This is a genomic window from Chlorobium sp. (assembly GCF_021740465.1).
Taxonomy (GTDB): domain Bacteria; phylum Bacteroidota; class Chlorobiia; order Chlorobiales; family Chlorobiaceae; genus Chlorobium.
Window position 1 is genome coordinate 17,121 of sequence record NZ_JAIOZR010000010.1, and the last position, 26,331, is coordinate 43,451.

The 26,331-nt window shown below is 54.2% G+C and carries 24 protein-coding genes; 5 read left to right on the forward strand and 19 right to left on the reverse strand.

The window, feature by feature from the left end:
- Nucleotides 1-4 precede the first annotated feature (4 nt).
- Together K9G39_RS06100 and K9G39_RS06105 are read right to left on the reverse strand one after the other, a co-directional pair.
- Nucleotides 5-916: a helix-turn-helix domain-containing protein gene (locus K9G39_RS06100; RefSeq protein ID WP_292004049.1), complete on the reverse strand. Its 912-nt coding sequence runs from the start codon at nucleotides 914-916 to the stop codon at nucleotides 5-7.
- A 162-nt stretch (nucleotides 917-1,078) separates the two neighbouring features.
- Nucleotides 1,079-3,151: a hypothetical protein gene (locus tag K9G39_RS06105; protein ID WP_292004050.1), complete on the reverse strand. Its 2,073-nt coding sequence runs from the start codon at nucleotides 3,149-3,151 to the stop codon at nucleotides 1,079-1,081.
- Nucleotides 3,152-3,328: 177 nt separating this feature from the next.
- Between K9G39_RS06105 and K9G39_RS06110 the strand changes: the two genes are divergently transcribed.
- The gene (locus K9G39_RS06110; RefSeq protein ID WP_292004051.1) at nucleotides 3,329-3,751 is read left to right on the forward strand and encodes a nucleoside-diphosphate kinase; all 423 of its coding nucleotides are present in this window, start codon (nucleotides 3,329-3,331) and stop codon (nucleotides 3,749-3,751) included.
- 53 nt (nucleotides 3,752-3,804) lie between these two features.
- On the opposite strand, the gene K9G39_RS06115 is transcribed toward K9G39_RS06110, so the two are convergent.
- The 10 genes from K9G39_RS06115 to K9G39_RS06160 all read right to left on the reverse strand — a co-directional run bounded on the left by K9G39_RS06115 (nucleotide 3,805) and on the right by K9G39_RS06160 (nucleotide 14,544).
- A complete protein-coding gene (locus tag K9G39_RS06115) occupies nucleotides 3,805-3,951 on the reverse strand; it encodes a hypothetical protein (RefSeq protein ID WP_292004052.1) in 147 nt (48 codons plus the stop codon).
- 255 nt (nucleotides 3,952-4,206) lie between these two features.
- Nucleotides 4,207-5,310, reverse strand: coding sequence for an AI-2E family transporter (locus K9G39_RS06120; protein ID WP_292004053.1), 1,104 nt, complete (start codon nucleotides 5,308-5,310; stop codon nucleotides 4,207-4,209).
- Nucleotides 5,311-5,355: 45 nt separating this feature from the next.
- Nucleotides 5,356-6,102 (reverse strand): 16S rRNA (uracil(1498)-N(3))-methyltransferase, encoded by a 747-nt coding sequence (locus tag K9G39_RS06125; protein WP_292004054.1) that lies wholly within the window; start codon nucleotides 6,100-6,102, stop codon nucleotides 5,356-5,358.
- 7 nt (nucleotides 6,103-6,109) lie between these two features.
- Nucleotides 6,110-6,802, reverse strand: coding sequence for a ComF family protein (locus tag K9G39_RS06130; protein WP_292004055.1), 693 nt, complete (start codon nucleotides 6,800-6,802; stop codon nucleotides 6,110-6,112).
- Nucleotides 6,803-6,817: 15 nt separating this feature from the next.
- Nucleotides 6,818-7,804 (reverse strand): ROK family protein, encoded by a 987-nt coding sequence (locus K9G39_RS06135; RefSeq protein WP_292004056.1) that lies wholly within the window; start codon nucleotides 7,802-7,804, stop codon nucleotides 6,818-6,820.
- Nucleotides 7,805-7,825: 21 nt separating this feature from the next.
- Nucleotides 7,826-8,623, reverse strand: coding sequence for an acyl-ACP--UDP-N-acetylglucosamine O-acyltransferase (lpxA, locus tag K9G39_RS06140; RefSeq protein ID WP_292004057.1), 798 nt, complete (start codon nucleotides 8,621-8,623; stop codon nucleotides 7,826-7,828).
- 4 nt (nucleotides 8,624-8,627) lie between these two features.
- Complete coding sequence (locus K9G39_RS06145; protein WP_292004058.1) at nucleotides 8,628-11,276, reverse strand: DUF2723 domain-containing protein; 2,649 nt, start codon at nucleotides 11,274-11,276, stop codon at nucleotides 8,628-8,630.
- Nucleotides 11,277-11,313: 37 nt separating this feature from the next.
- The gene (gene hemW, locus K9G39_RS06150) at nucleotides 11,314-12,492 is read right to left on the reverse strand and encodes a radical SAM family heme chaperone HemW (RefSeq protein ID WP_292004059.1); all 1,179 of its coding nucleotides are present in this window, start codon (nucleotides 12,490-12,492) and stop codon (nucleotides 11,314-11,316) included.
- The gene (locus tag K9G39_RS06155; protein ID WP_292004060.1) at nucleotides 12,482-13,069 is read right to left on the reverse strand and encodes an HAD family hydrolase; all 588 of its coding nucleotides are present in this window, start codon (nucleotides 13,067-13,069) and stop codon (nucleotides 12,482-12,484) included. Before K9G39_RS06155 ends, hemW begins: the two co-directional genes overlap by 11 nt.
- 5 nt (nucleotides 13,070-13,074) lie before the next feature.
- On the reverse strand, nucleotides 13,075-14,544 hold the full coding sequence (locus K9G39_RS06160; protein ID WP_292004061.1) for a starch synthase: 1,470 nt from the start codon (nucleotides 14,542-14,544) through the stop codon (nucleotides 13,075-13,077).
- A gap of 165 nt (nucleotides 14,545-14,709) precedes the next feature.
- On the opposite strand from K9G39_RS06160, the gene K9G39_RS06165 reads away from it, so the two are divergent.
- Together K9G39_RS06165 and bchJ are read left to right on the forward strand one after the other, a co-directional pair.
- Nucleotides 14,710-15,756, forward strand: coding sequence for an Ig-like domain-containing protein (locus tag K9G39_RS06165; RefSeq protein ID WP_292004062.1), 1,047 nt, complete (start codon nucleotides 14,710-14,712; stop codon nucleotides 15,754-15,756).
- 84 nt (nucleotides 15,757-15,840) lie between these two features.
- On the forward strand, nucleotides 15,841-16,413 hold the full coding sequence (gene bchJ / locus K9G39_RS06170; protein ID WP_292004063.1) for a bacteriochlorophyll 4-vinyl reductase: 573 nt from the start codon (nucleotides 15,841-15,843) through the stop codon (nucleotides 16,411-16,413).
- A 170-nt stretch (nucleotides 16,414-16,583) separates the two neighbouring features.
- On the opposite strand, the gene bchL is transcribed toward bchJ, so the two are convergent.
- From bchL to yihA, 6 genes are all read right to left on the reverse strand, one after another.
- Entirely contained in the window at nucleotides 16,584-17,411 is an 828-nt protein-coding gene (gene bchL / locus K9G39_RS06175; RefSeq protein ID WP_292004064.1) for a ferredoxin:protochlorophyllide reductase (ATP-dependent) iron-sulfur ATP-binding protein, read from the reverse strand.
- 34 nt (nucleotides 17,412-17,445) lie between these two features.
- The gene (locus tag K9G39_RS06180) at nucleotides 17,446-19,056 is read right to left on the reverse strand and encodes a ferredoxin:protochlorophyllide reductase (ATP-dependent) subunit B (RefSeq protein WP_292004065.1); all 1,611 of its coding nucleotides are present in this window, start codon (nucleotides 19,054-19,056) and stop codon (nucleotides 17,446-17,448) included.
- Between the two features lie 39 nt (nucleotides 19,057-19,095).
- Nucleotides 19,096-20,358: a ferredoxin:protochlorophyllide reductase (ATP-dependent) subunit N gene (bchN, locus tag K9G39_RS06185; protein WP_292004066.1), complete on the reverse strand. Its 1,263-nt coding sequence runs from the start codon at nucleotides 20,356-20,358 to the stop codon at nucleotides 19,096-19,098.
- Nucleotides 20,359-20,486: 128 nt separating this feature from the next.
- On the reverse strand, nucleotides 20,487-20,792 hold the full coding sequence (locus K9G39_RS06190; protein WP_292004067.1) for an MTH1187 family thiamine-binding protein: 306 nt from the start codon (nucleotides 20,790-20,792) through the stop codon (nucleotides 20,487-20,489).
- Nucleotides 20,793-20,810: 18 nt separating this feature from the next.
- Complete coding sequence (locus tag K9G39_RS06195) at nucleotides 20,811-22,115, reverse strand: adenylosuccinate synthase (protein ID WP_292004068.1); 1,305 nt, start codon at nucleotides 22,113-22,115, stop codon at nucleotides 20,811-20,813.
- 5 nt (nucleotides 22,116-22,120) lie between these two features.
- Entirely contained in the window at nucleotides 22,121-22,705 is a 585-nt protein-coding gene (gene yihA / locus K9G39_RS06200; RefSeq protein WP_292004069.1) for a ribosome biogenesis GTP-binding protein YihA/YsxC, read from the reverse strand.
- A gap of 150 nt (nucleotides 22,706-22,855) precedes the next feature.
- Between yihA and cysS the strand changes: the two genes are divergently transcribed.
- Complete coding sequence (gene cysS / locus K9G39_RS06205) at nucleotides 22,856-24,304, forward strand: cysteine--tRNA ligase (protein WP_292004070.1); 1,449 nt, start codon at nucleotides 22,856-22,858, stop codon at nucleotides 24,302-24,304.
- A gap of 16 nt (nucleotides 24,305-24,320) precedes the next feature.
- On the opposite strand, the gene K9G39_RS06210 is transcribed toward cysS, so the two are convergent.
- Nucleotides 24,321-25,439, reverse strand: a complete 1,119-nt coding sequence (locus tag K9G39_RS06210; protein ID WP_292004071.1) for a mannose-1-phosphate guanylyltransferase — start codon at nucleotides 25,437-25,439, stop codon at nucleotides 24,321-24,323.
- Nucleotides 25,440-25,615: 176 nt separating this feature from the next.
- On the opposite strand from K9G39_RS06210, the gene rsmG reads away from it, so the two are divergent.
- Entirely contained in the window at nucleotides 25,616-26,302 is a 687-nt protein-coding gene (gene rsmG / locus K9G39_RS06215; protein WP_292004072.1) for a 16S rRNA (guanine(527)-N(7))-methyltransferase RsmG, read from the forward strand.
- The last annotated feature ends 29 nt before the right edge of the window (nucleotides 26,303-26,331 follow it).

Sequence of the window (26,331 nt, forward strand, 5' to 3'; positions counted from 1 at the left end):
GGAACTACCGGTAAATAACAGTTCTTTCGGAAAGTGGGGGCATTTTTTTCCCGTCAAGAAACAGCTCGACATATGAGGGACGACCGATATTCACCCAGAACTTGTTCTGTGCCTCATAGCGGAGCACATCCCCTTTTTTGAACTGTCCACCGGCATAGACCCTGGCACTGTCATCGGCAATGACCTTTACCCAGGTCTCGTCAGTGATAATACGTACTTCAAGCTGCCTGCCTCCTGCAGGACGCGGTTTTTCAGCTTTTGCGGAATCGGCCAGATGCAAGATCTCTTTTGCGATAAGGGCTTCGCGGACTTTATCTTTCGACTTTGCCGACGAAGATTCCGATGCGGCAGAGTCGGAAACGGCGACCAGCACTGGAAGAAATTCCGAATCGATAACCCTCTCGGCAACAGCTGCGGTATCGGCATCGATCAAGGCATCGGGCTGGCCTGAAAAAGGTTGCTCAGAAGATGGGGCACTAAAAAATAACATCCTTACTGTGAAAACAACTATTGCCAGAAAAACAACAGCCCCTGTCAAAACCAGAAGACCTTTCGGCGAAACAAGCTTCCGGAAAAAGGGCTCGTAGGAAAAAGCCGAATCAAGCGGGTGATCGTCGCTCCAGTTGCGGGCTACGGGAGAATCCGCCGAAACACGCTGCGGAGCGATACGACCAAGCAACGCTTCCCTGCATCGCTCGAACGTCTCCGGATTGCCGATTTCGAGCATTCCGGCATATTCCTTGATATAAGCCAGTACATAGACCCCTGGCATGAAGGTGAAATTCCCCGCCTCGATATGCCCGATATAGACCGGATTGATACCGGTATGCCGACTGACATCGTCAATCGACAGATTTCTTCGAACCCTTGCCTTCTGCAGTTCAGCAGCGAGCTGCTCAAGCGATAAATTACTCAACCCACTCTCTTCCATGAAGTTTGTCGTTGCATTGAAGGGGGATTTATAAAAATGGAAGATTAAATGTACGAAAATACCTGTGAGTATGCCAAAACCAACCGTTTAGTTCCATATGAAAACCTCACGAGCGATTAAGATAACATCATCCAAAACCGGAACGGGTTACCTGGATCCATATGCGGAAACGAAAATCCATTTCCCGGTTTCGGAACCTTTCAAGGAGCCTGAAAGCCGATAAAGCGCCTCAGCCGGACTACGCTTGCTGTCTGTCCCCTGTTCAAGAGAGCTGCGCATAAGGGATTCGGACTCTTTGCCCAAAGGTTTCCAGAGCAGAAAAACCCTCTCATGGGGATGAAAAAGCATGCGCAGCTGTGCCATCTTGATCCGCTCTGCCGGATAAAACCTAATCGGACCTCCCCCTGTTTTTACTCCGAAATGGTGAGCGGCATGTACGATTTCCCTGAAAGAAGCGATCATGGATATTTTTTTATCGCCTGCGCCGAGCATATGCAGCGGTAATGCAGGATCGGCGGCGACCAGAATATGGTCGTATCCGCCCGCCATGGCGTTAAGTGGTTCCGCTACCACCCGGATAAACCATTGCGGATCGGACTGCTGGCGAAATGTTTCGACCTCCGAAACTCCCTGCATGGCAAAATCCCTGACAAGACGATGGAGACCCGATGCCGGATCGTAAAGGGAATCGAACGGAACAGGCTTTCCGACAATGCCGAACTCGCGGGTACTGATGGTCATGACGGCATAAAAGGAGTCGGCGGAAACCGGCTGTACCACGAGCTGGCCTCTTTTGAGCGACCGCTGCAGCGTCTGGAGCGTTACCGGCTTCATCTGCAAGACAGAAGCGGCTGCAGGGTCGATTTTTTTCACCTCTTCGAGCAGCTCTATCATTCTTCCGCGTTTGGACTGAAGAGCCGCTTCGGAGGCTCGGTTCATCTCGTAGCCTCTCGCTTTGAGAAAAATATCGGCTTTACGCTGCAGAAGACCGGAAATGTCGCGCCGGAGGATGTTCACCTGTCGTTCAAGGGCCGCATGTTCCTTGCCGAGTCTGAAATAGCCGGAACCATTCTGAAGCGTCCTCTGAAGTTCAAGCATCTCGGACTGCTGCAGGGCGTCAAAAAGTTCGAAAATTCTCGCTTCTCTGACAAGCAGACCCGTAAGCCGACGCCGCGCAGTATCGGCAAGCTGCAGCATCTCCGTTCCGGAATATCGAGGGAGATAGTTTTGATAAAGCAGCAATCCCCTGCGGAGCGCGTCGATCTGTTCGGAAGAATTCAACTCACCGTTGCCCAATGCAAGCCTTAGCAGGGCCGCCGCTTTGGCAAACTGCATATCCTTCATGCCGAAAAAATCACCTGTTTCACGGAAGGGCGCTGGTTTTCGGACAATCACCGCATTGGACTCGTATCGGAGCTGCTGGATGAGGTAGGGATCACGCGTCTTCTCGGCAAGGATGAGCGCACGGAACAGGAGATAACTCGCGTTCCTCTGATGCTTCGGAAGCAGCTGAAGGCTCCGGGAAGATTCACGCAAGGCATGAATTCTTCTTTCCAGGTCGCCTTCAAGAGCGAGCACATCTCCGGATATGGTCGCGATGTTCATGGCAAATTCATCGGCAGCCTTCAGATCGGAATCCAGCATGCGGCACTGCATGAGACCGGCAACCCCTCTCATTCTTGAAACCGGATCACGCTCCTGGCCGGCATACCGGTTGTAAATCGTTTCGGCTTTCCCGACCTCTCCGATACGGAGTTCGAGAGCCGCTAACTCGAAACGCTGATCTTCGGATGGAGAGGGAATTTCCGCAAGCGCTGCAGCAGCACCACGGAAATCGCCAAGCTCGGAAAGCCACATGGCTTTTTCGGCCAGCATCCCGGCGCGAAGAGAATCGGGAAGCAGTACCCCCGCATGCTTTTCAAGAAACCCTGCCGTATGCAGGGCAGCCGAATAATTGCCGGTAAGACCTTCCAGATACCGTTTCCGGTTCATTTCAAGAACCGGCCGCTTCGATAGTCCGCCAAGAGTGTCTGCGGACAACACCTTGTTGTAGAGGGCGATCGCCCGTTCATACTCCCCCTGTCGGGAAAGCTTAGCGGCTTTACGGTAAAGCTCCTGGGGGGCGCCGTCCGTTTCATCCTCGGACGAACAACCCGGCAACATCAGCATGGAACAGAAAGAGACGATAATCACTAAAACAGCCGACCGTAATCTTGGCATAACGAGGACCCTCCGGTTCTGGGGATAACAGTTGGGGAAACAACAGTATACGCTATTCTATGGATGAACCGCCCATATCCTTTCTAAGTTTCAGTCAGCGATATTTCAATTATCCGTGGGGTTTATGTATCTTCGCACGATATTTACTTTACGATAATACTAATTCAGATTGTCACAATGGAAAGAACACTGACCATTCTCAAGCCGGACTGTGTCCGCAAACAGCTCATCGGCGCCGTTATCGATAAAATCGAACGCGCCGGTTTCCGCGTTGTAGCCATGAAAAAAACCAGGCTCACCCAGGAAACTGCAGGCGAATTCTATGCCGTACACCGCGAGCGCCCGTTCTATGGCGAACTGGTGGACTTCATGTCTTCAGGGCCCTGCGTACCGATGATCCTTGAAAAGGAGAATGCCGTCACCGATTTCCGTACCCTGATCGGAGCAACCGATCCTGCACAGGCCGATGCAGGTACCATCCGCCAGCTCTATGCCGACAGCAAGGGTGAAAACATCATCCACGGCTCTGACTCCGCGGAAAATGCCGCAATTGAAGCCGGGTTCTTCTTTTCTGCAGAAGAGGTTGTCAGGGTAAACTGAATCTCCGCCAGGATCACGAAAACGAAAAAAGCGGTCCAAAAGGCCGCTCTTTTTCATGCCCCGTCAACAACGATCGTGCATGCAGTTTCCTGTACCGGATATGACTCCATGACCGTCCCGCGGAACCGGACGCTTACCCTGTCGCCCGATTTCAGACCGAAAACAGCTGCCGCCGAACCCGGCCTGCGTTTGCCGCTCATGCGTATGGTGGTCGCCGGGAATCGACGAGCAAGCCTGCTTTAATAGAACCGGATAGCTCTCAGGAACGCTCCGCCACCATGAGTCGCAGATCACGACCCTGCCACCGGAGATCGGTAATCACTCCCGTGATGCCGTGGTTTCCGGCAACGAACCCCGAAAAAGCAGGTACTGAACTGCAGCCTGAAGGCGGAAGCGCCGTCAGGAGTACGAGAAAAAAAATGGGCAGAAAGGCTTTCTCTGATTTAGCGCTTTGATTATGTGTTCCGCGAAGACCCGGAATCCAGCGGATTTTTCCCTTTCACCTCGTGAAGATATTCGCTGAACGCTTCACCGTACATCTCCCATACGGTGATGAACAAAGCCGCTATGATGGGGCCTACGATGAAACCGAAAATACCGAAAAGGCCCAGACCGCCAAGCGTGCTGAAAAAGATGAGCAGTTCATGCATGCGGGTATCGCGACCGATAAGGATGGGCCGGAGAATGTTGTCGAGCTGGCTGACGATAATGCTGCAGAAAAGGAAAACTCCCGTTGCCTCGGCGTATTGGCCTGTGGCTGCCAGATAGATAACCGCGGGAAACCAGACGAGCGGGGGGCCTATCAGGGGTACCACCGACAGAACCGTCATGATGGTACCCCAGAAGAGCGCACTCGGGATACCGGCAAGGTGCAAGGCGAAACCGGCAAGAGAGCCCTGAATCAGACCGACGACCATGGTACCCTTGATGGTCGCCCTCGTGACCGAAAGAAAGCGGTCGAGAAGACGGTGCTGGTCAACTTCGGCAAGCGGCGTGTAGTACATGATCTTGTCGAGCAGCGAGCGGCCGTCCTTGAGAAAAAAGAACATGGTATAGAGAAAAACGAACATGAGAAAGAGGTCGTTGACCGCGGAAACCGTCATCGAAGAAAGGCTGTTGAAAAGAAAAGCCCCGGCCTTTCCGGCAAGTTCAGCTGCTTTCTGAAGAATTTCCTCGCGGTAGAGCTCGATTTCACGGTAGTAGGAAAAGGATTGCAGCATGTTGTTATAGGCCGAAGGCTCCTGAAGCTGCAGCTGCTGCTGAATCCAGGGAACTGCCGAACTGCTTATATTGAAGGCCTGAACGGCGACGGCTCCGGTGAGTGCCGTAAGCGGAAGAAAAACCATGATGAAAAGCAGAAACATGGTAAGAGCGGAGCTAAGGCTCCTGTGCCCCCGGAAAAGACGCTCAATCCGACTGTAGAGGGGCATGAACAGAGCGGAAAAGATAGCTGCCAGAAAAATAGCCATGAGGAAATAGCGGATCATGGCAAAGAATAACGCCGATATCACAAAAACGATCACAAGAAGAACCGTCCGGCTGGCTATAGATGTATTCATGGTTTCACGATTGTTGGTTACCGGTTCGGGAGTCCCCTGCCGGCTTTAAAGCCACTCCTCGACGCCCTGTTCAAGAAGGCGGGCCCTGACAAGCGAGACTGCAAAAATACCGGCGGTTTCCGCCCTGAGTATCGAGAGCCCGAAAGAGATCTCCGTAAAGCCGGATTTGCGTGCCAGCTCTACCTCCTCGGGAGTAAAACCCCCTTCGCCGCCTATCAGAAAAAGCGTTTTTCCTCCGCAGAAGCCTGCACCTTCGGCCGATTGCACAGAAAGTTCATAGGGTATCAGCCGGCAATCGTAACCCTGAAGTCCGGTAACGTTCCGGAACGGGAGCGGTTCTCTGATAACGGGAAGATAGTATCTTCCGGACTGACGTGCGGCGGAAAGCATGATGGAGCGCCACCGTACCAGTCTTTTTGCGATTCGCTCAGACGGCGGCTGGGCAACCGTCCGGGCCGTAATCATGGGGATCACCGCCGAAACGCCAAGCTCCGTAGCCTTTTCAAGAAAAAACTCGAATCGTTGCGGAGCCTTGAGGAGCGAAATCGCAATCGTAACGGCACTCGAGCGGGGCACAACCTGACGCATTGCAATGATGTCGCCTTCAAGAGCAGCTTTGCCGACATCGGTTATGCACACATCGAGATGAAGCCCGCATCCGTCGGTAACACTGATCCGTTCGCCTTTTTTTTTGCGCAGTACCCTCGACAGGTGATGAAATTCTTCGCCGTCGAGCCTGATGCGTCTTGCGGCCCGGTCGATCTGGCCGGAAGAAGCGTAAAAGAGTTCCATAACTGACCTATTCTTTTGCAGAAAGTGCAAGCGCCGCAACCGAAACGCTTGCGGCTCCTCCCCGTTTCAGCGCTTCGGCAGCAGCAACAACGGTTGCTCCGGTTGTAACTACGTCATCGACCAGCAGAACACGACCGGGCATATCGGGAAGCGGCGTCTGAAAAGCCCCGTCGAGGTTCCGCTTTCTGGCTGTTACCTGCAGACCTGTCTGGGAAACGGTAAAACGACCTCTGAGAAGCAGGTCAGTGCGAACAGGTTTCTGAAAGGTTTCCGCCATGCCGAGCGCGATTTTCTCTGCCTGGTTGAAGGATCGCTCCACATGCTTCAGCCGGTGCAGCGGAACCGGCACAAGACAGTCGATGCTCTCCGGCGGCACGGCATCGATGAGCCAGGCTCCCAGCTCTCTGCCGAAAGCCACTCCGAGATTGTACATGCCCTCATATTTCATGGCATGCAACGCTTTCTGCAACGGTCCGTGACGGTGAAAAACATACCGGCAGTAAGCCCTCTCGAACGAGCATTTTCCCTTGAAATGCGACTCGATAGAGTGCATGAGGGTGTACCCTGCCACAGCGCAGTCGCTGAAAGCGTCGAAGCTGTTCCGGCAGACGCTGCAGCAGCCGTACTCTGAAGGCATCAGCAGTTTTCCGCAGACAATACAGACCTCGGGAAACAGAAAGTGAAAAAACCGCCCGTTCATAAAACGATTGATGGTTCACACAAAACACAACGCCGCCGCGCCGTACATCCCCGCCCTGTTACCGAGCTCTGCAGGAACCAGCTCGACCCCTTCATGCATCGAAGGAAGAGTAGAACAGATGAACTGCCGGTAAGCTGGCTCGAAAATCAGGTTGCCCGCCGCCGAAATGCCCCCTCCGATAACGAATTTCCTGATATCCATGAGCGCGGTAATACTGGCAAAACCCACACCGAGAATGGAACCGACCCGGTCCCACACCGCAAGGGAAATGCGATCGCCCTCCTTTGCCGCCCGCTCGATATGGCGGGGAGAGAGCGCTGAGAAATCATGGCTGCAAAGCTCGGAAAGAGCCGAACCATCTGCCGGATTTTCACGGATCAGCCGACAGGCGTACTCGACGATGCGCTCTTTGCCGATCATCCCTTCAATGGTGCCTCGTATACCTGCATGGATGGAGGAACCTTCAAAATCGACAATCATGAATCCGATCTCGCCGGCGGTACCGCTGGGTCCACGATAGAGTTTCCGGTTCAACACGATGCCCCCTCCCACTCCGGTACCCAGCGTCACCATAAGAAAATCCCGGAAGCCCCTTCCTGCGCCGTAAACCGCTTCACCGTAAGCCGCAGCATTGGCGTCGTTTTCGATGAACACCGGCACTGCAACCCCAAGCCGTTCCTGCAGGGCGCGCTCAAGAGCACCGCGAAGACCGAAGGTTGTCCATCCGGGCAAATTGGGCGGATAGCTCAGCGTGCCTTTTTCAATATCGACGGCTCCCGGCGCCCCGAGCCCGATTCCCGAGAAGTCGTGACGAAAAAGACCAGCCGGAGCTTCCGCATGAAGTGCTGCGATGAGATCGGAAAGCTGTGCGACAATACCTTCAGGTCCCGATGCGGTATCGGTCGGAACCGCCCGGTCCAGAACGATGCCCTCCTGCAGGCTGACTATCGCCGCCTTTACGGCGGTACCGCCGAGATCAATACCGATTGCCCAGGGAGACATGGCTCTTGAGGGTTGCACCGTTTAACTGTTGAATGGTCTGATGAATTTTCTGCCGTGTGTACCCGATGTGAAAAAATCGAGAATTTCAAGCACTTTCGGCTCGGGAGCGCACTCCTCTTTCACTTTTTCGAGCGCGTTGGCAAGCAGCAGCCCTGACTGGAAGATAATACGGTAAGCGTCCCTGATCTGCGTGATGGTTTCGGCGGAAAACCCACGCCGTTTAAGACCTATTGCATTGAGCCCCTCATAGCGGAACGAGCTGTGCCCTCCGGCCATTACAAACGGAGGCACATCGAGCGAGGCACGTGCGATGCCTCCAACCATGCTGTAGCGACCAATCCTGACAAACTGGTGGACACCGGTCAGTCCACCGATAACGGCGTAGTCGCCCACTTCACAATGGCCGCCGAACTGCACGGAATTGGCGATAACCACATGACTGCCGATAACACAGTCGTGACCGGCATGCACATATGCCATAATCAGGTTGTCGGAACCCACGACGGTTTTACCGCTCGCCTTTGTGCCCCGATTCAGGGTAACGCATTCCCGGATGACGGTGCGGTCGCCTATATAGAGCTCGGTTTTTTCTCCGGAAAATTTCAGATCCTGAGGTTCTCCGCCAAGCACTGCTCCGGTGTGAATACTGCAGTCGCTGCCGATATGGGTACCTGAAGCGATATGTACCTGCGGACCGATCGTGGTGCCCCTGCCGATGGACACATCATCCTCGATAACGCTGTATGGCCCTACTGAAACGCCTTCGCCCAGAACGGCTCCGGGACTGACGATGGCGGTCGTATGAATAGTTCTGTTCATAGATTTATGGTTCCTTCTGTTGTTCAAACGCCTCTTTTATGCGGGGCTCCTGCAGCTCCCGTGCAAGTGCGTCAATGATCCGCCGGGCGTCTTTCGGTCTTCCGGCATCGCGGTAAGCTCCGGCAAGCACAAAAAACAGTTTGGGATCGGAACGGTAGCTGATACCGGAAGCAAGGCTTTCAAGATACGAAATATACTGCACAGCTTTCGATTTCGCTCCAAGACGGTTGTAGAGCGAGACAAAGGTCCCGGCAAGTTCCGGGTTTACGGGGTATCGGTCCGGCGGAAGCACCTTCGACGAGGTGTCGAGCACCTCAAGGGCAAGCGCTCCTCGCCGGGCCGTGCGCAGCGACCCGGACGGCCCGGCGAGCCGGATGGTTCCATCGGGTTCAGAAGCAAGCTCGAAGGCAAGCCGCACAAAGAGTGGCGTGTAGTTCGCGCAAAGCCTTCGGGAAGTCTCCTCAAGCGTCACGGATGTGTCGTCGAGGTTGCGGAAGCGGTAGACCTCCATCAGCGAAAGGTAGAGCCGTGCCGGGTCAATAAAGCTCATCGGATCGGGGCTCTCCAGAGGAACAACCTTGTACACAAGGCCGTCGAGCCTCAGATGGCGTTGAAGGCCGATCATGCTCTCCTGATCGACCGTGAGTGCGAAGCAGATGGGACGGTCGGGAAAATTGTTCGTGACGATTTCATACACCGCAATATCCTGCGGGCGCAGATAACCCTGACCGTCGTAGGAAAAACCGGGCTTCATCACCCATTTCAGGCTATCGGGAGGCATCGAGGGCAGGGAAAAACCATGACGGGCTGCCTGCCGCTGCAGCAGGGTACCGGCATTTCCGGCAGGAATGGCAACATCCATCGAATCGATGGGTACGTAGGTGATGGAGCCGAGTTCCCCATCGCCCGCACTGAAAGCCACCGGCCTGGCCCCGCGGGGACTGGTATTTTTCAACTGCAAGAGGTACCATCCGGTATTGGCCAGGCTGAGATTCACCACCCGGACATCTGTTCTGATCCGCTCGACCTCCTGCAGGTACCAGAGCGGAAAGGTATCGTTGTCACCGTTGGTAAAGAGAATTGCATCTTTTTCGCAGCTCTGCAGCATGTTCCATGCCCAGTCCCACGGCACATAGTTGCCCGAACGGTCATGTACACGGTAGTTAGCCTGCAGCATACGTCCGTTGAGCAGCAGAAGGGCCACTGTTACCAGCACTCCGGCAAGAACGTTCTCGGGCATGCCTTTCGGAACGGAAAATCGCTCCTTTAGAAAGCTCCAGATGCTTTCGACGCCGATACCGATCCAGATGGCAAAAGCGAAAAAACTTCCGGCATAGCTGTAATCCCGCTCGCGGGGCTGCGGTTCGGTCTGGTTGAGATAGATCACCAGCGCCGCCCCGGTCAGCACGAAAAGCGCCGTGACGACCAGCCCCATCTTCCAGTGCCGCCTGAAATGCGCTACCGCTCCAACGAGTCCGACAAGAAACGGAACTCCCCAGAGCACCGACCAGTCGACGCCGGCTCCCTCCATATCGTGCTCACGCCCGATGAACTGCCAGCCGAAATAGCGAAGGTACATACGGTTGAGCTGGTAGCTCACGAAGTAATCGAGATCGCTGTGATACTGCTGATAGAAATACTGGTGCACCGGCTCCGGAGACCACCTCCGTGGCCAGATGGGCATATCGCCGTACTGCTCGCGGTTCAGGTAGGAGAAAAACGCTTCGGGTGTGGACGGGTTGTTTTCGTTGATGGGAGGAGCGGCCTGCGCACGCACGTAAATCATGCCGTAGGAGGTGTAGCCGATAATGATAAGGAGCAGCGAAACCATGATGGTGTTGGCAGTCGCCAGCCTGCCCCGCTGGGTATACCAAATTCCCCAGGCAAGCAGGGCGCAGAGAAGCATGAACCCCCACCATGATGCGAACTGGAAAAGAACGGGAAGACCCTTGATGATCACCTGGTAGATCAGGAAAAAAAGTGCCGATGAACCGGCGACAAGCAGGGCGAATGATTTAAGGGTAAGCTCATACCTCCGGAAATAGTAGATCAGGGCCGCGGCAAAAACCGCAAGAAGGCTCAGAAGATGGACACCGATGGAAAGGCCCACCATGTACATCACCAGCATCAACCACCGTTCATGACCGGGACCGGGATATTCGTCGTGCCAGCGGAGCATCAGCCATACGACCATTGCCGTAAAGAACGACGAGAGCGCATAGACTTCGGTTTCAACAGCATTGAACCAGAAACTGTCCGAAAAAGCCAGCGCCAGCGCGGCTACCACGGCACTGCCGTATGCGGAGAACTTTTCCGCGAGGCTCCAGCCGTCGGGATCGCTCTTGCGGTAGAGAACAATGAAGCGGAGGGTTATGAGATAGGTCAGCATCACCGTCGCCGAACTTGCAAGCGTGCTGATAAGGTTGACCCTCGCTCCCGTATCGCTGAAAAAGGGAATCATCGAAAAGAGCCGTCCGAGCATAAGAAAAAGCGGGGCTCCGGGCGGATGGGGCACCCCGAGCGTGTATGCCGTGGCAATAAACTCGCCACAATCCCAGAATGAGAGTGTGGGTGCCATGGTCATGAGGTAGAGCAGTTCGGCTGCGGCAAACAGCAGCAAGGCCAGAATACGGTTGAGTGCCCGATGTGTCATACGTCTCGTCGTTCGCGTCGTTATTTCGGTGTCATGGTTATAAGGAAATCAGCTCTCCGGCAATATGGTCGGCAAACAGAAATCCTTTGGCAGTAAGCAGAAGTTGGCCATTTTCGATCACAATCCATTCTTTTGCAATAAAGCGTTCGGTCACCTCCGGAAGGCTGAGCCCTAATTTATTGTGTTTTCGCAAAAACTCAACATCAAGACCCCGGTTTATGCGCAGCGAAAGAAAAACATGCTCGACAAAGCGCTCATCTTCGGAAAGCACCTCTTCGAAGGCAGCGCTTTCCGCAGGATTATCGAAATAGCGAAGCAGGCTTGGGGCATTCGCCCTGCGCCTCTCGATGCCACCTTCAGTCATGAAGCTGTGGGCGGAGGGGCCGAAGCCGAGATAGGGCTCACGCATCCAGCAGGCCAGATTGTAACGGGAGTGGTGGCCGGGAAACGCAAAATTCGACACCTCGTAGTGGTGGTATCCCCCTGCAGAGAGCCTGTCGATGGCAGCGGCGTACATGGAGGCCTGAACCCCTTCATCAGGGACCTTCACAAGCCCCCTGGCGATTCTGCGCTCCAGCAGGGTTTTCGGTTCGACGGAGAGCATATAGACCGAAATGTGGGGTGCAGCAAGGGCCAGTGCAGCCTGAAGGTCTCCGAGCCACTCCCCCGTGGATTCCCCCGGCACACCGCAGATCAGGTCGATACTGACACTGTCGAACCGGCTCACGGCCTCTGTGGTTATGCGCATGGCATCTTCGGCCGAATGCCGACGGCCGAGAGCGGAAAGCTTCCGCTGCCGGTAGGACTGCACACCAAGACTGATCCGGTTTATTCCCGCGGCCTTCAGCTCCTCCATCGCATCTCCCGAAAGATCCTCAGGATTGGCTTCGAGCGCAATTTCAATGCCGGAAGAGAAGGTGCAGAGCGAAGCCGCAAGCTCGAGCCATCCGGCAAGAAAGCGGACCGGCACCAGCGAAGGAGTTCCTCCACCGAAATGCACCGACTTGATGGAGCGGCCCCGAAACAGCGGACCGGCAGCACATGTTTCGATGGCAAGCGCCCGAAAAAAAGCTTCGATGTGGTCAAGGCGGGTGACAAGAAAAAAGTCGCAGTAGCTGCACCGTGAGCTGCAGAAAGGAACGTGAACATAGAGGCTGAGCGGCCGCCCTTCATCCTGCCGGAGTTCCCCTGCGGTGACGGAAGGGTCAGGAGGCAAGGATATGGCCGGTAACGGCCCGGTAGAGATCATCGGCGACAAATTCAGGCATGATGCCCCGTTCGAGGCAGAGGCGCTCCTCGTTATGACCGGTCCGTACCAGTATCGGACGCAGCCCGGCTCGAAGCCCGCACTCGACATCGACGGTTTTATCTCCTATGAAAAATGAGGCGCTCCGGTCTACAGAAAGGCCTTCGGCAAGAAAATCCGCGATGGCCCGTTCCACCATCCCTGTTGCCGGCTTGCGGCAATCCTCGAAACGGTCGTAGCCGGGATCCGGATAGTCCGGATGGGAGGGACAGAAGTAGCAGCGGTCGTAGGAGGTATGCCAGCGGGCAAGCAGTTCGTTCAGATAGCGGTTTATGTCCTCTACCTGCTCGACGGTGGTAATGCCCCGTGCAATTCCGGCCTGGTTGGTGACGACGACAATCCGGTACCCTGCCGCCCGGGCAAGGGAAACCGCCTCGCCGGCACCGGCGATAAGCCTGAACTGCTCCCGCGAGGTAATGTAAGAGCCGGCATCCTCGTTGATCGTACCGTCGCGATCGAGAAAAAGCACCCTGATGGTTTCAACCATGCCCTTTACTCTCCAAGCAGTTTACGATAAAGCTGATCGTACTCCTCAGCGGAACTCTTCCAGGCAAAATCCCGGCCCATGGCTTCGAGGACAAGCGGCTGCCAGCGTTCGTCATCGTCAAAGCAGGCGACAGCCTCCTGAAGCTTGCCGATAAACGCATCAACGCTGTAATCGCGGAAAAGAAAGCCCGAACCGCTCTCGCCGGAAACCTCATCGATGGTTTCCACTATGCCGCCTCCGGCATAGGCAACAGGAATCGTTCCATAGCTCATGGCGAACATCTGCAGCATGCCGCACGCTTCTATCCTGCCCGGCATCAGAAGAATATCGAGGCCTGCGATCATCAGATGCAGAAGGGTGTCGGCGTAATCGGTAAGCACCGCAACATGGTCGGGATGGGCGACGGCGAACTCCTGAAAATACTTTTCATACTCCTTGTCGCCTGAACCGCAGATAATGAGCTGCAGATCGAGCTCGACAATACGCTCGAGACTCTCCTTGAGCAGTTCGGCGCCCTGGAACCGGTCGAAGCCCATAATGACCCCCACAAGCGGACGTCCCTCACTGAACGGCAGTCCCGCCTCTTCGAGCAGCGCCTTCTTGTTGTCCAGCTTGCCGTCCATCCTGTCGCTGCCATACCGCTTCTTGATCAGCTTGTCGGTCGAAGGGTTCCACTGACGGGTATCGATACCGTTCAGAATTCCGTGGAACGTCTCCTTGCGATCCTCGACAACGCGCCCCAGCCCATAGGCATCCTCTCCGTTCCTGACAATCTCGTCGGCATAACGCCTTGAGGTCGTCGTCAGCAGATCGGCGTTCTCAACTCCCGTGTAGAGCATGTTCACATCGTCCCCGCTGCGGTGCAGCGCACTGCTTACCTCTTCGGGCAGAAGCTTCTGAAACACCTTGAACGGCAAAACACCCTGACGATAGACATTGTGAATGGTAAGCACCGTTTTTATATCGCTGAAAAAGCTGTTCGAGGCATACACCGTCTTCAGAAGCAGCGGAATCATGCCGGCGTACCAGTCGTGACAGTGAATGATATCGGGTTTCCAGCCCAGGCGCTGCAGGGTTTCGAGCACACCGACATTGAAAAAAATCACCTTTTCGGTATTGCTCTTCTGATCACCACCGTTCTGCATATCGGTAAAAAGACCATTGCGCTTGAAATACTTCTCGTTATAGAGAAAGTAGGTCTGAATCTTGCTTGAAGGCAGAGCAGTAACCTTGACATGCAACAGTTCGGTTTTATCTCTCAGGTTCACCTCGATATCAGAAAGCCGCAGCACATCATGCAACCGGAATTTCCGGTCGTTGATAGTGCCGTATTTCGGCATCATGATACGGGCCTCAAAACCTTCTTCTTCAAGTGCCTGGGGGAACGATGCCATGAAGTCAGCGAGCGCGCTGATTCTTACAAAAGGGGAAACTTCACCAGAGACATAAAGAACCTTGAAATTTCTTCTGGCCATCTATATATCAATCGATCTATAATTTTTCATCAAAAACTTTCATAGAACTACATTAGTTTTTAATTTACGAATTTTTAAAGACAGATACAATCCGAGCAAAGGCAACCCGCTCAGGGGAGAAAAACGCTGAAACGCAATAAGTACTACATAACCCTTTTTCTGGCTTTGCTGTTGTGGGGCGTAGCAGGCGGTTGCGCCTCCGACCGGCCGCCCTCAGGAGGCCCTGTAGACAACACTCCGCTCCGGATACTTTCCTCGGATACCCGGCATTCGAACGGCGGACTCCCCGTCACCACCGTTCATATCACGTTCAGCCACCCCGTCAGCGGACGTGAACTCCTCAAATCCCTCGTTTTTTCTCCATCAATCGACAACTACGATCTGTCCGTCAGGGCAAGAACCGCTGAAATCCGAATATATGAGCCACTGAAACCGGCCGCCACCTACAGGGTTATCCTTAACAAGTACATGCGCGACGCCAGAGGAAAAAACCTCGACAATACCGGCTTGATAGCCTTCTCGGCCGGTACGGTATTCGACCGGGGGGTGATTGCCGGCAGGGTGTACCACCACAATCTGAAGCCTGCTCCTGAAGCCCTGTTACTCGCATATGCTGCGAACCGCGGAACCGAACCCGACTATCTGGTTCAGGCGGGCGCGGACGGATCCTTCATACTCGAAAATCTTGCCGAAGGGCACTACCTCGTTTTTGCCGTCAACGACACGAACAGGAACCTGCGCTTCGAGCAGGCATCGGAAGCAGTTGCCGTGGCTGACAGGGTGGGCGTCTCTGTCGGCACCACATCGCTCATGCTCCGTTTCGCTCCCGACGGAACAACTCCGGACATTCAGCCGACACCGGCTGAAGAAACAGAACCCGAAAAGACGGGAACTCTTTCCGGCAGTTGCAGGGCAGATGCGCAGGCACTCACCATCGAGGCCCGTCGCCACAAGGACAATGCATCGTTCCTGACGGCGGCGATGCGAGCCGCAAAAGGAGTTTTCCATTACTCCTTCTCCGCTCTGCCTCCCGGAACATACACCATCAGCGCCTCCATACCTTCGGCTCCGAAACGAAGCGGGGTTGCGCAGGCATGGAAACCCGGAAGCCTCGATCCCTTCACAGCATCGGAAACGTTCGGAGTCTATCCCGATACCGTGAGAATTCGCCCCGGATGGATTACCGATGCCATTGATTTCACCCTCAGGTAATGACCGTTGCAAGCATGCCTTTTTCTTCCGTATCTTCAGCCGGAAACCAATTGCCTGAAAAAAACCACTGATATAACTCCTGACATGAACTCTCCGTCGAAAATTGGCCCCAATTCCATTATACAAACCGTAGCCGCGCTTGAAGAGAGCTTCGGAAAAAACGAAGCTGAAACCCTGCTTCGACGCATAGGACAGGGGCACTGGATTGGCAATCTTCCCAGTGAAATGACCGAGGAATCGAAATTCCACAGCCTGGTTAGTGCAATCGAAAAAGAGATCGGCGAAAGAAAAACCGCAGCGATCCTCGAAGAATCGGGCCGCAGAACCGCCGCCTACCTGCTCAGGGTACGCATTCCTGAATTTTTCCAGAAAATTCTCAAACCGCTTCCTTCGGGAATCGCATTCAGACTCTTTCTTTTCGCCATCAGCAAGAACGCATGGACCTTCGCCGGCAGCGGCGAGTTCAGCTACACCGCCGGCAAAAACCCGGAGATCAAGGTGAGGGTGACGCACCCGAGCAAACCTGTTGTGGGTAACTTCTACCTCGGCACCTTCGAAGCCTTGCTCGAAGAGCTGGTAAACCCGAACACAAAAATCAAGGCCACGATCAAACAGCAGGAGAGCAGCATCCTCTGCAGCTACCGCTGCACTATCTGAGAACACCCGGTTCAAGGGACTTATAGGACTTATGGGGCTTATTGAAGAATTAATACGGTATTTTCGGGAATTGCAAAAACAATATTCGTCCCATACTCCGGTCTTCCGATAAAAGCAAAAGCGGGCATTTCGCCCGCTTTTGCACTATTGAAGTCCGACAGAGCCACATCTTACTGCCAGCCACCTACCATACTGAATATCTCGCGGTCGCCGATAGGGACAGGTACGGTTGCCGGAGGATTTTCCTGCATGAGGAAATCGGCGATTTCGTTGTAGGGCACAAGACAGTCATCCTTGCCCGCCTGGTCTTCCATGGCGAAGAGTGTTTTTCCGGCAAACCGGCTCTTGCGGATGAGTTCGTGATAGGGCACTTTGGCAAGCAGGCGTGTACCGACTTTTTCGGCAAACTGATCGAGCATATTGGTGCCGCCTCCGGTAGTGTAATCGACCCGGTTAGCGACAATGCCGGCAAGCTTGACCTTGTAGCGGACGCTTTTCTGCTGGATGGCCATGCAGAGGCGGTTCGCTGCGAAAATGCTGTCGAAGTCGTTGGTGGCGATGATGATGGCATAGTCCGCATAGTTCAGCGGTGCGCTGAATCCACCGCAAACCACGTCGCCAAGCACGTCGAAGAGAATAACATCGTATTTGTCGTAGAGACCGAGCTCCTGCAGAAGGGTAACCGATTCGCCGACCACGTAACCGCCGCAGCCGCTGCCTGCTGGAGGGCCGCCGGCCTCGAGACCGTCGATACCGGCGAAACCGGTTTCGATAACATCCTCCGCAGTCAGTTCCTCGTGATGAAAATCAACCTCTTCAAGAGCTTCGATAACGGTTTTCTGCAGCTTCCCCGTAATGGGAAAGGTGCTGTCGTGCTTGGGATCGCAGCCGATCTGCAGAACTTTGGCGCCCTTAAGGGCCAGAGCTGCCGAAATGTTGGCACTTGTGGTGCTTTTTCCGATGCCGCCCTTGCCGTATACCGCTAAGACTAAACTCATAATGAAAAGGAAAAAATGTGGTTGAATAAAATCTTTATCCGCCAAGCGACTCTTTCGCCTGCCTGAAGACATCCGCCGTAACCGTGCTTTCGCCCTGATCGCGGGCAAAGTTTTCGGTATTTTTTCTCACCTTTTTGCGCACGAAGAACGGAACCTTTTTCAGCATGTTCTCGGCCTCGTCGGTCCAGCTCATACCGTCGGCATCCATTGCGGAATGTGCCGGAGACGATGGAACGGGACTTCCGGGAGCGCCACTGTTGTCGTGCCCGTTCGAAGCGTGCGGCGCACCTTCGGACGCTGAAGCTTCATCCTCATATTCAAGACCGGCATCGCCGAAGAAGTCGATAAGATGTTTTTCGAGACCGAGTTTGCATGAAAGGTAAACCCTGTCGGCAATAACATCGGCCCCGTCAAACCCGAAAAAGGGGTAGTACCCGAGCAGATGGTTTTCGATATGGGTAGGAGGACAGATCACCATGCAGGGCACATCGAGCTTGCGGCAACTGTGGCGTTCCATCTGGGTACCGCAGACGAGATCCGGCATTTCATCTTCGATGACTTTCGAAACGTCCTGAAACTTGTCGGTAACCATAAGCTCGCCGGGGAGGTATCCTTCAAGCTCCTTGCGTACCGCATCCGCATGGCGGTGCATGTAGGTTCCGGCTCCGATGATCTGCATGCCGAGTTCGTCGCGCAGAAACTTCACGATGCTGACCGTATGGGTTGCGTCGCCGAATACAAAGGCACGTTTGTTGCTGAAACTCTCCATATCTGCGGTTCTGGCAAACCAGGGCACGCCGCTTGGCGCGCTCATGCCGTCAAGCGAAAAAGCGTTGAGTTTCGGCATGCTGACAGGAGGAACCCCCCGTTCAGCGCCTACGGCGTTGATTTTTTCAATGACAGATGCAAGCCATGCCAGAGTGGGTTCCACGCCTATCGGAGCTTCAAAAATTGCCGGCATACCGAACGTTTCTCCGAGGTAGCTGGCAGCCGTTGCCCCGATCTCCCGATAGGGAGCGATATTGAGCCAGGCGGCTGGCAATTTCCGAAGATCCTCGATGCCTGCACCCCAGGGTGCGACGACATTGACGGAAACACCGAGTGTCTGAAGCATGCGCCGGAGGCTTGTAAGGTTGGCGCGAAGATGAAAACCCAGCGAAGTAAACCCGAGAAGGTTGACCGAAGGACGGGACGTTTTTTCCTGTGCGACGGCAAACCGTTTCACCAGTTCGACGAGAAGACCGTCGGCGGCCTCGTTTTCGGACACTCTGAAGGGATTGAGTGCATAGACCAGGAGCTTCTCTTCCGGAACGCCGGAATGGGCGGCAAGCTGATGAAGGTCCTCCTGAAGAAGCGCCGTGCTGCAGCTCGGGGCGATAACCGTAAGATCAGGACTGTAGTGATGGGCCACCTGCTGCAGGGTTCCGGGAAGTCTCGATACGCCCTGCGCAAGATCTCTTCCCCGAACCACGCTGATCGAGAGGCCGGGAAAATCGGGAGTTCGTTCAAGCATGCTGTAGGTCGCAGTAATGTAATCGTCGCCCTGAGGAGCATGATAAACGGTATGAACCCCTTTCATGCTGTTGGTGATTCGGCTGATACCATGAAGGGCGGTGCCCTCATAGAGCCAGAAAGCTAAGCGCATACTCTAATGACGTTTGTTATTGCATTTCTTTACGGAGAATTATTCAGCGCTCGGCATGACCCCTTCAAGCCATACCTCCTTGTCGAACGCCGGCAGTTTGCTGCGGCGCTGGAGAGGTGAAACAAAAAGGTTGGCCAGAGATATTACTCCCGACCAGCTGTGAATGGGCATAAGCATGAACTCCATGCTCCACTTGACGACAAAGCCGTGACCGGCAAACGGATTGGCCGTCATCAGGGAGGTAACGATCAGATCGGGCTGTATGCGCTCGACATCCTCAAGCTGGCGGTGAAAATTGGGCTGCTCGACGACGCGCACGCCGGCAAGAGCCTCGAGTTCACGTCCGAGAAATTTCTTGTTGATATAGGCACTGCTGCACTCAACCACATCGGCTCCGGCACTTTTCAGAAAGCGTGCAAGCGGCAGTTCCATCATGGTATCGGCGGTCAGAAAAACTTTTTTGGCGCGAAGAAGCTCCGTCTGTTTGCTGATCTTCTCCCATGCGGCTTTTTCGCGGTCGCGAAGATCGACGGAAATACCGAATTCCTTTGCGAGATCTTCCCAGAAAACCCTGGTGCCGTCAGGACCAAAAGGAAAAAGGGAGTGGAGTGTGCGGGCTCCCCGTTCACGCTCCAGCTTGACTGCAACCCTTGAAAGATAGGGCTGGATCGGAGCAAGCACGGTATCGGGGCCGATTGCAGGCATCCTGTCGAAACGGGATTCAGGAAGGAACCCTCCTACCGGTATACCGAGAGCTTCCGCCTCCGCCCTGAGATCGTCGGCCGTGGAGTCGTTCACCGAACCGAGGAAAACCACATTTTTACTACCGGCAGGAGCTTCGGGGCAGAAGGGTACCAGTGCATGCAGCACCGAGTCCTCTGCCTGCGTGAAATTGTAGACCAGACCGCTGGCCGGCACGAAAAGCACCGGGACGTCCGGAGTGCTGAGATGGTGGGCAAGACCCTTGAAATCGACCTTCATGACCTCGGGAGTACACGAGGAAAGAAGAAAGATAACCGACGGATTGTGGTCGGCCTTGATTTCACTGATAATCTCTTCGAGAGTCGGCTCCTGCTTTGCGAGATCACCCTCCTCGATCAGGGCGATGCCGAAACGGGGTTTTGCAAAAATCATCATGCCGAGCGCGTTCTGCAGAAAATGCGCACAGGTATGGGTGCCGAGAATCAGAAAAAAACTGTCCTTGATTTTCTGATACATCCATCCGACACAGGCAAGGCCGCAGAAACTGTGCGTAACGTTATCTTCCTTGATTATCGGAAATTCGCCGGGAACCTGCATCATGAAGTTTTTCCTCCTGAAATCGTTACCGACCGCTCCCGCTTCCTCTGGGGAACGACGCTGAAACTGCGCCTGATACGGTCAAACTTTTAGAAACTGAAGATAAAATATTTTTCGTTAATCCTGTACTCTCAGGGCACGGCTATTTTCGCCTGAACCGAGGCGATTTTATCGCCGAGATGTACCTCCCTGTCGCGTCGGTCGTCGATTTTCATGACCGTATAGACCCGCTGGACTCCCGTCCCGAATGCCTGCTCATGCAGGCGTTCGGCAAGCGCAAAAAGTTCGGATGCTGGCCCTTCTACCGTGGTACCCATGTCGTGCAGCCGATAGCTGCAACCGCCGCCAGCAAGCAGTTCGTGCAGTCCGGCGACGAATGAGCTGAAACCGGAACACCTTCCGTCGAGAGGAATTACGGTAATGTCAAGAAGTGCCATAACGGTAACTGGAAACCCTTAACGAAAAACCGTCTCTTCGCGGCCCGGTCCGACGGAAACGAAGGTGACCGGAACCTCGAGAGCGTCCTCGAGAAAGGAAACATAGTTCCGGGCGTCTTGATGCATCTCTTCGAAAGTCCGGGCGTGAGCGTTCGAAGAGAGCCAACCTTTCAGGGTTTTGTAGACGGGCTTTACCCTGGAAAGGGTCTCGTGGTCTGTGGGGAAATCGTTGATCTCTCTGCCGTCGAGCATGTAAGCGGTGCATACATTCACCTCCTCGAAGGTATCGAGCACGTCAAGTTTGGTGAGCGCGATTTCGGTGACGCCGTTCAGCGTGAGAGAGTAACGAAGCGCCACCAGATCGATCCAGCCACAACGGCGTTTCCGTCCGGTGGTTGCACCGAACTCGTGGCCGATGCGCCCAAGACGTTCTCCGGTTTCATCGAACAGTTCCGAGGGGAAGGCGCCGTTTCCGACACGGGTCATATAGGCCTTGACGACGCCGATCACCTTGCCGACATAGTTCGGAGCAATTCCCGATCCGGTGCAGGCCCCGCCGGATGTGGGGTTCGACGAGGTCACATAGGGATAGGTGCCGTGATCGACGTCAAGCAGACACCCCTGGGCGCCTTCGAGAAGAACGGTTTTTCCCGCCTTGAGCTGACGATTGAGATAGAGCTGGGTATTGGTGATATAGGGATCGATGATCTTGTCGAATTCGAAGTGTTCGCGCACCATCTCCTCGACGTCGAACTCCTCTTTTTCGTATATGCTCCTGAACAGCTTGTTTTTGGCTGCAAGGTTCTCCCTGAGCTTCTCCTGAAGTACGTGGGGGTTCAGAAGATCGACAACCCGAATTCCTTTGCGGGCAAACTTGTCTTCATAGCTCGGACCGATACCTCTGCCTGTCGTGCCGATTTTCTGATCTCCCTGTGCATCCTCATGCAGCGAATCGAGCCGTTTGTGATAAGGCATGATGAGATGGGCGTTATGGCTGATGAACAGGCGCCCTTTTACATCGTAGCCAAGCTCCTCGACCTTCTTGATCTCCGCGAGCAGGGCGACGGGGTCGATAACGACACCATTGCCGATAACGCAGACGCACCCTTCGTTAAAAATGCCGGAAGGGATGAGGTGGAGCACAACCGATTTGTTGTCGAAACAGATTGTATGGCCTGCATTGGCACCACCCTGGTAACGGACTACAATGTCGTATTTTTCGGAAAGGTAGTCAACAAGCTTTCCCTTTCCTTCATCGCCGAACTGTGTTCCGACAATGACGGTAGCGTTACGAGCCGGCTTAGTGAATGTTTTTGATTCCACGTCGTTTATTTTATACCGATATAGTGTTCGAAACGGGAAAGAAGCTCGTTTTTCCCCTTCCCGGAAAAAGATGAATAATTTACAATAAATTCGGCTTTCGCCGAGAAACTTTCCACGGCTCTTCTTGCCAGGTGACGCTCTTTCTGGGAGAGCTTGTCGTCCTTGGTCATGATAATGCCGTAAGTCCTCTGGTGGTAGTCGAGAAAAGCCATCATCTCGCGGTCGGAAGGCATGGAGGGATGACGAGCATCGATCAGCAGAAGCACGAGAGCCACCGAACGTCGTCTTTCGATATAGGCCGACAGCAGCTTTCCCCAATGAGCTTTCTCTTCATGGCCTACAGCCGCATAACCGTAGCCGGGCAGATCGACGAAATGGATCCGGTCGTTGATTGTGAAAAAATTGATCAGCCGCGTTTTGCCGGGAGTCGAGCTGGTTTTGGCAAGACCCTTGACTCCGGTAAGGGAGTTCAGAAGGGATGATTTTCCGACATTGGAGCGTCCGACAAAAACAATTTCCGGAAACGTCTCCTCAGGAAGACCGGAGGGGTCTGCAATACTTTTGTAAAAAACCGCGCTGTTAATTTTCATTCAATGATTGGACAAAACGGTCAGGCATAGCATTTGCCTGGCCTGAAAAGCTGCAGGAAAAAGGAAGCTAAAAAACCTTGCGTTAAAAACCCAAATGTTTAACTTTCGTGAGGTTTTCCGAAGACACCAGCATATCACTTAAGGGGCACCATGGCATTACAGATCTACAACTCTCTTTCCCGGGAAAAGGAAACATTCGTACCGGTTCATCCCGGAGTGGTCGGCATGTATGTCTGCGGCCCAACCGTTTACGGGCATGCCCATCTCGGTCATGCAAAAAGCTATGTTTCGTTCGATGTCGTTGCCCGCTGGCTTCGCCACAGCGGATACCGGGTACGGTATGTGCAGAACATTACCGACGTCGGCCACCTCACCGATGATGCCGACCAGGGAGAGGACAAGATCGCACGCCAGGCCCTGCTCGAGAAAACCGACCCGATGGAGATAGCGCAGTACTATACCCGCAGCTTTTATGACGATATGGACCGCCTGGGGGTGGAGCGCCCCAATATAGCACCAACCGCTACGGGACATATTCCGGAACAGATTGCCCTGATCGAACGACTGGTCGAATCCGGACATGCCTACGTGGTTGACGGCAATGTCTATTTCTCGGTTCAATCTTTTCCCGGATATGGCCGGCTTTCCGGCAGAACCGATCAGGAAGCCCTGCAGTCGGGCACGAGGGTAGAGGTAAGAAGCGAAAAACGCCACCCCTCCGATTTTGCCCTCTGGAAAAAAGCAGGCGATGAGCATCTCATGAAATGGCAGTCGCCCTGGGGAACGGGTTTTCCCGGCTGGCATGTGGAATGTTCGGCCATGTCGATGAAATACCTTGGGCAGACCGTCGATATCCATGGCGGAGGCATGGAAAACAAGTTTCCCCACCACGACTGTGAAATCGCCCAGTCGGAAGCCGCTACCGGCAAGCCTTATGTCCGTTACTGGATGCACAACAACATGGTGACCGTGGGCGGCATCAAAATGGGCAAGTCCCTGAAAAACTCGGTCAATCTCAAGGATCTGTTCCGCGATACTCCACCGATGGTTATCCGCTTTTTCATCCTGCAGTCGCACTACCGTTCGCCTCTTGATTACTCCGGGACAGCTATCAGGGCATCCTCTTCGGGACTCGAAAAGCTGCAGGATACCCGCAAAAGGCTGTTCGAAACCGCACCGGGAAGCGGCAACTGCGATATCGCGGCGTTCTCCGGAAGATTTAGCGAAGCCATGGACGATGATTTCAATACACCGCTGGCGATTTCAGTGCTCTTTGATTTTTCGAAAACCATCAACGCCGCCCTCGATAAACCGGAGGGACTTTCTGCATCGGTGATAGCCGATGCGACGGCATTTCTGGAGACCTTTGCGGGAACGGTTCTGGGTATCATGAATTCCGGAGGAGAAAAAAGCGCCCCGGCTTCGGAACAGAGCCGACTGGTACTGGAAAAAACGGTTGCCATTCTGCTCGACATACGGCTCGAAGCCAGAAAAAACAAGGATTTCACCCTGAGTGACCGTATAAGGGACCGTCTGCTTGAAGCCGGTATCGAGGTGAAGGATACCAAAGAAGGCTCCAGCTGGTCGCTTACACCCTGAGGGCTCACCAACTTCCCTACAGGTATTCCTCTCCATTCTCCCGCCTCAACTGGTCGACAGCCGCGGGAACCTTGTGCGACTCCCCTTTACCGCAGATCAGGAGAGCATCGCCGGTATCGACGACGATAAGGTCGTTGACCCCTATCAGGCAGACCGCTTTTCCCTGCGGTGTCCTGAGATACACTCCGGAGCTCTCCTCGCGCACCACGTCGAGCTCACAGGCATCCCGGAGGCTCTCGATGCCCGAAGCTACCTTTACAACCTCGTCCCAGTTGACGAGATCCGTCCAGCCGAAATCGCCGGCAAGCATATAAACCGGATCGGCTTTTTCCATAATCCCGTAATCGATCGATATGGGATGGACCCAGCTGTAGACATCCTCGATAACCGCATCCTCGGCCCCGGTACCGAGAACCCCGTAGATGGCAACCAGGTCCCTGTAGAGCTCAGGCATGGAACGCTGGAACTCCCGACAGATCGCATCGATATGCCAGATGAAAACCCCGCTGTTCCAGTAAAAGTCCCTGCTTTCAAGAAACTGTACGGCTGTGGCATAATCTGGCTTTTCCGCAAAGGTTTTCACACGGAAAAGGCTGAAACCGGAACTTCCCTCAGCACAATCCGCTCCCTCAAGGAGCTCCGCTGACTGAATATAGCCGTAATCGGTTTCCGGACAGACCGGCACGACCCCTATGGTTACAAGTCCCGTTTTCTTGGCGGCCACCTTGATACCTGCCTGTAAAAGACGAGAAAAGGCCCCGATATCCTGCACATGATGGTCCAGAGGAAGCACCACGCTTATAGCGTCAGGATCCCTCTTTTTGATATGTGCCGTTGCCAGAGCGATACAGAGAGCCGTATTTCGGGCGGCTGGTTCTGCAATGATATTTTCCGGGCTGATTTCAAGACCGGAGGCCACCAGACACTCCCTGCCCTCCCTGCTGGTAATCACCAGAGTACGCTCCGGGGAGACCACCCCGGCTATACTCCTGAGGGTCCGGGCAATCATGCTACCCTCATGAAACAGGTCGAGACACGCTACAGGCGTTTTTCGCCTGACGACCGGCCAGAGAGCCTTGGCCGGCCCTCCGGCCATGATAACAGCGTAAACGGAGCAGTTCGCTATAGTGTTCATGGATGTACGGCTCAGGTATCAGAGGAATCTTTTGTTTTCTTTACCGATAACGCCCACCGGCATGCTCATCGTTCATCCGTCCGGCTGAAATGGATAGAGAACAACGGGTATTTGTCATTGAGCTTAAAAAGTCTTTTTTTCCAGTTACCAATAATGGTAATCAATAATCCGTTACTATGAAACGACACACAGAGGAGCTCGAAGCGCTGAAAAAACTCTGCCTGCAAGAGAACATGGAGTTGACCCCCCTGCAGTATGAACTGCTTGCTGGTTATGCTGTGCTTCTCGAGCAGTGGAATAAAAAAATCAATCTCATCAGCCGGAAGGAGGATGCCCCTGTTGTCGTCAAGCATATTTTTCACTCACTTCTTATGGGGCTCTTTCACCCTTTCGGTGCGGGTGAAAAGGTTCTCGATCTGGGTACAGGCGGTGGATTACCTGGAATTCCCCTGGCCATAGCGTGGCCTGAAACCCGCTTTCTGCTTGTTGATTCCACGGGGAAAAAAATAGCCGCCTGCCAGGCTATGCTCAAAGAGCTCGGTATCAGCAACGCCGTAGCCGTGCATTCGAGAGTGGAGGAGCTTAAAGGGCTCTCTTTCGATACGGTGCTGAGCCGTCAGGTTGCGCAACTGGAGCAGCTTTGCGCCTATGCCTGCCGTTTTCTCAAGCCCGAAGGGGTGCTGATATGTCTTAAAGGAGGAAACCTCGAGGAGGAAATCAGGACGGCGCTCGATAGCAGGCATATCCATCATGGATTTCCGGCAAGTATCGAACATTTCCCGATAAGCGGATTCAGCCCGTTTTTTGCTGAAAAAGAGATAGTCATTGCCCGGAGGCAAAATAACCTTCCAGGCAATGACTAATAACATTTCTATAAACGGAGACTGAGCTC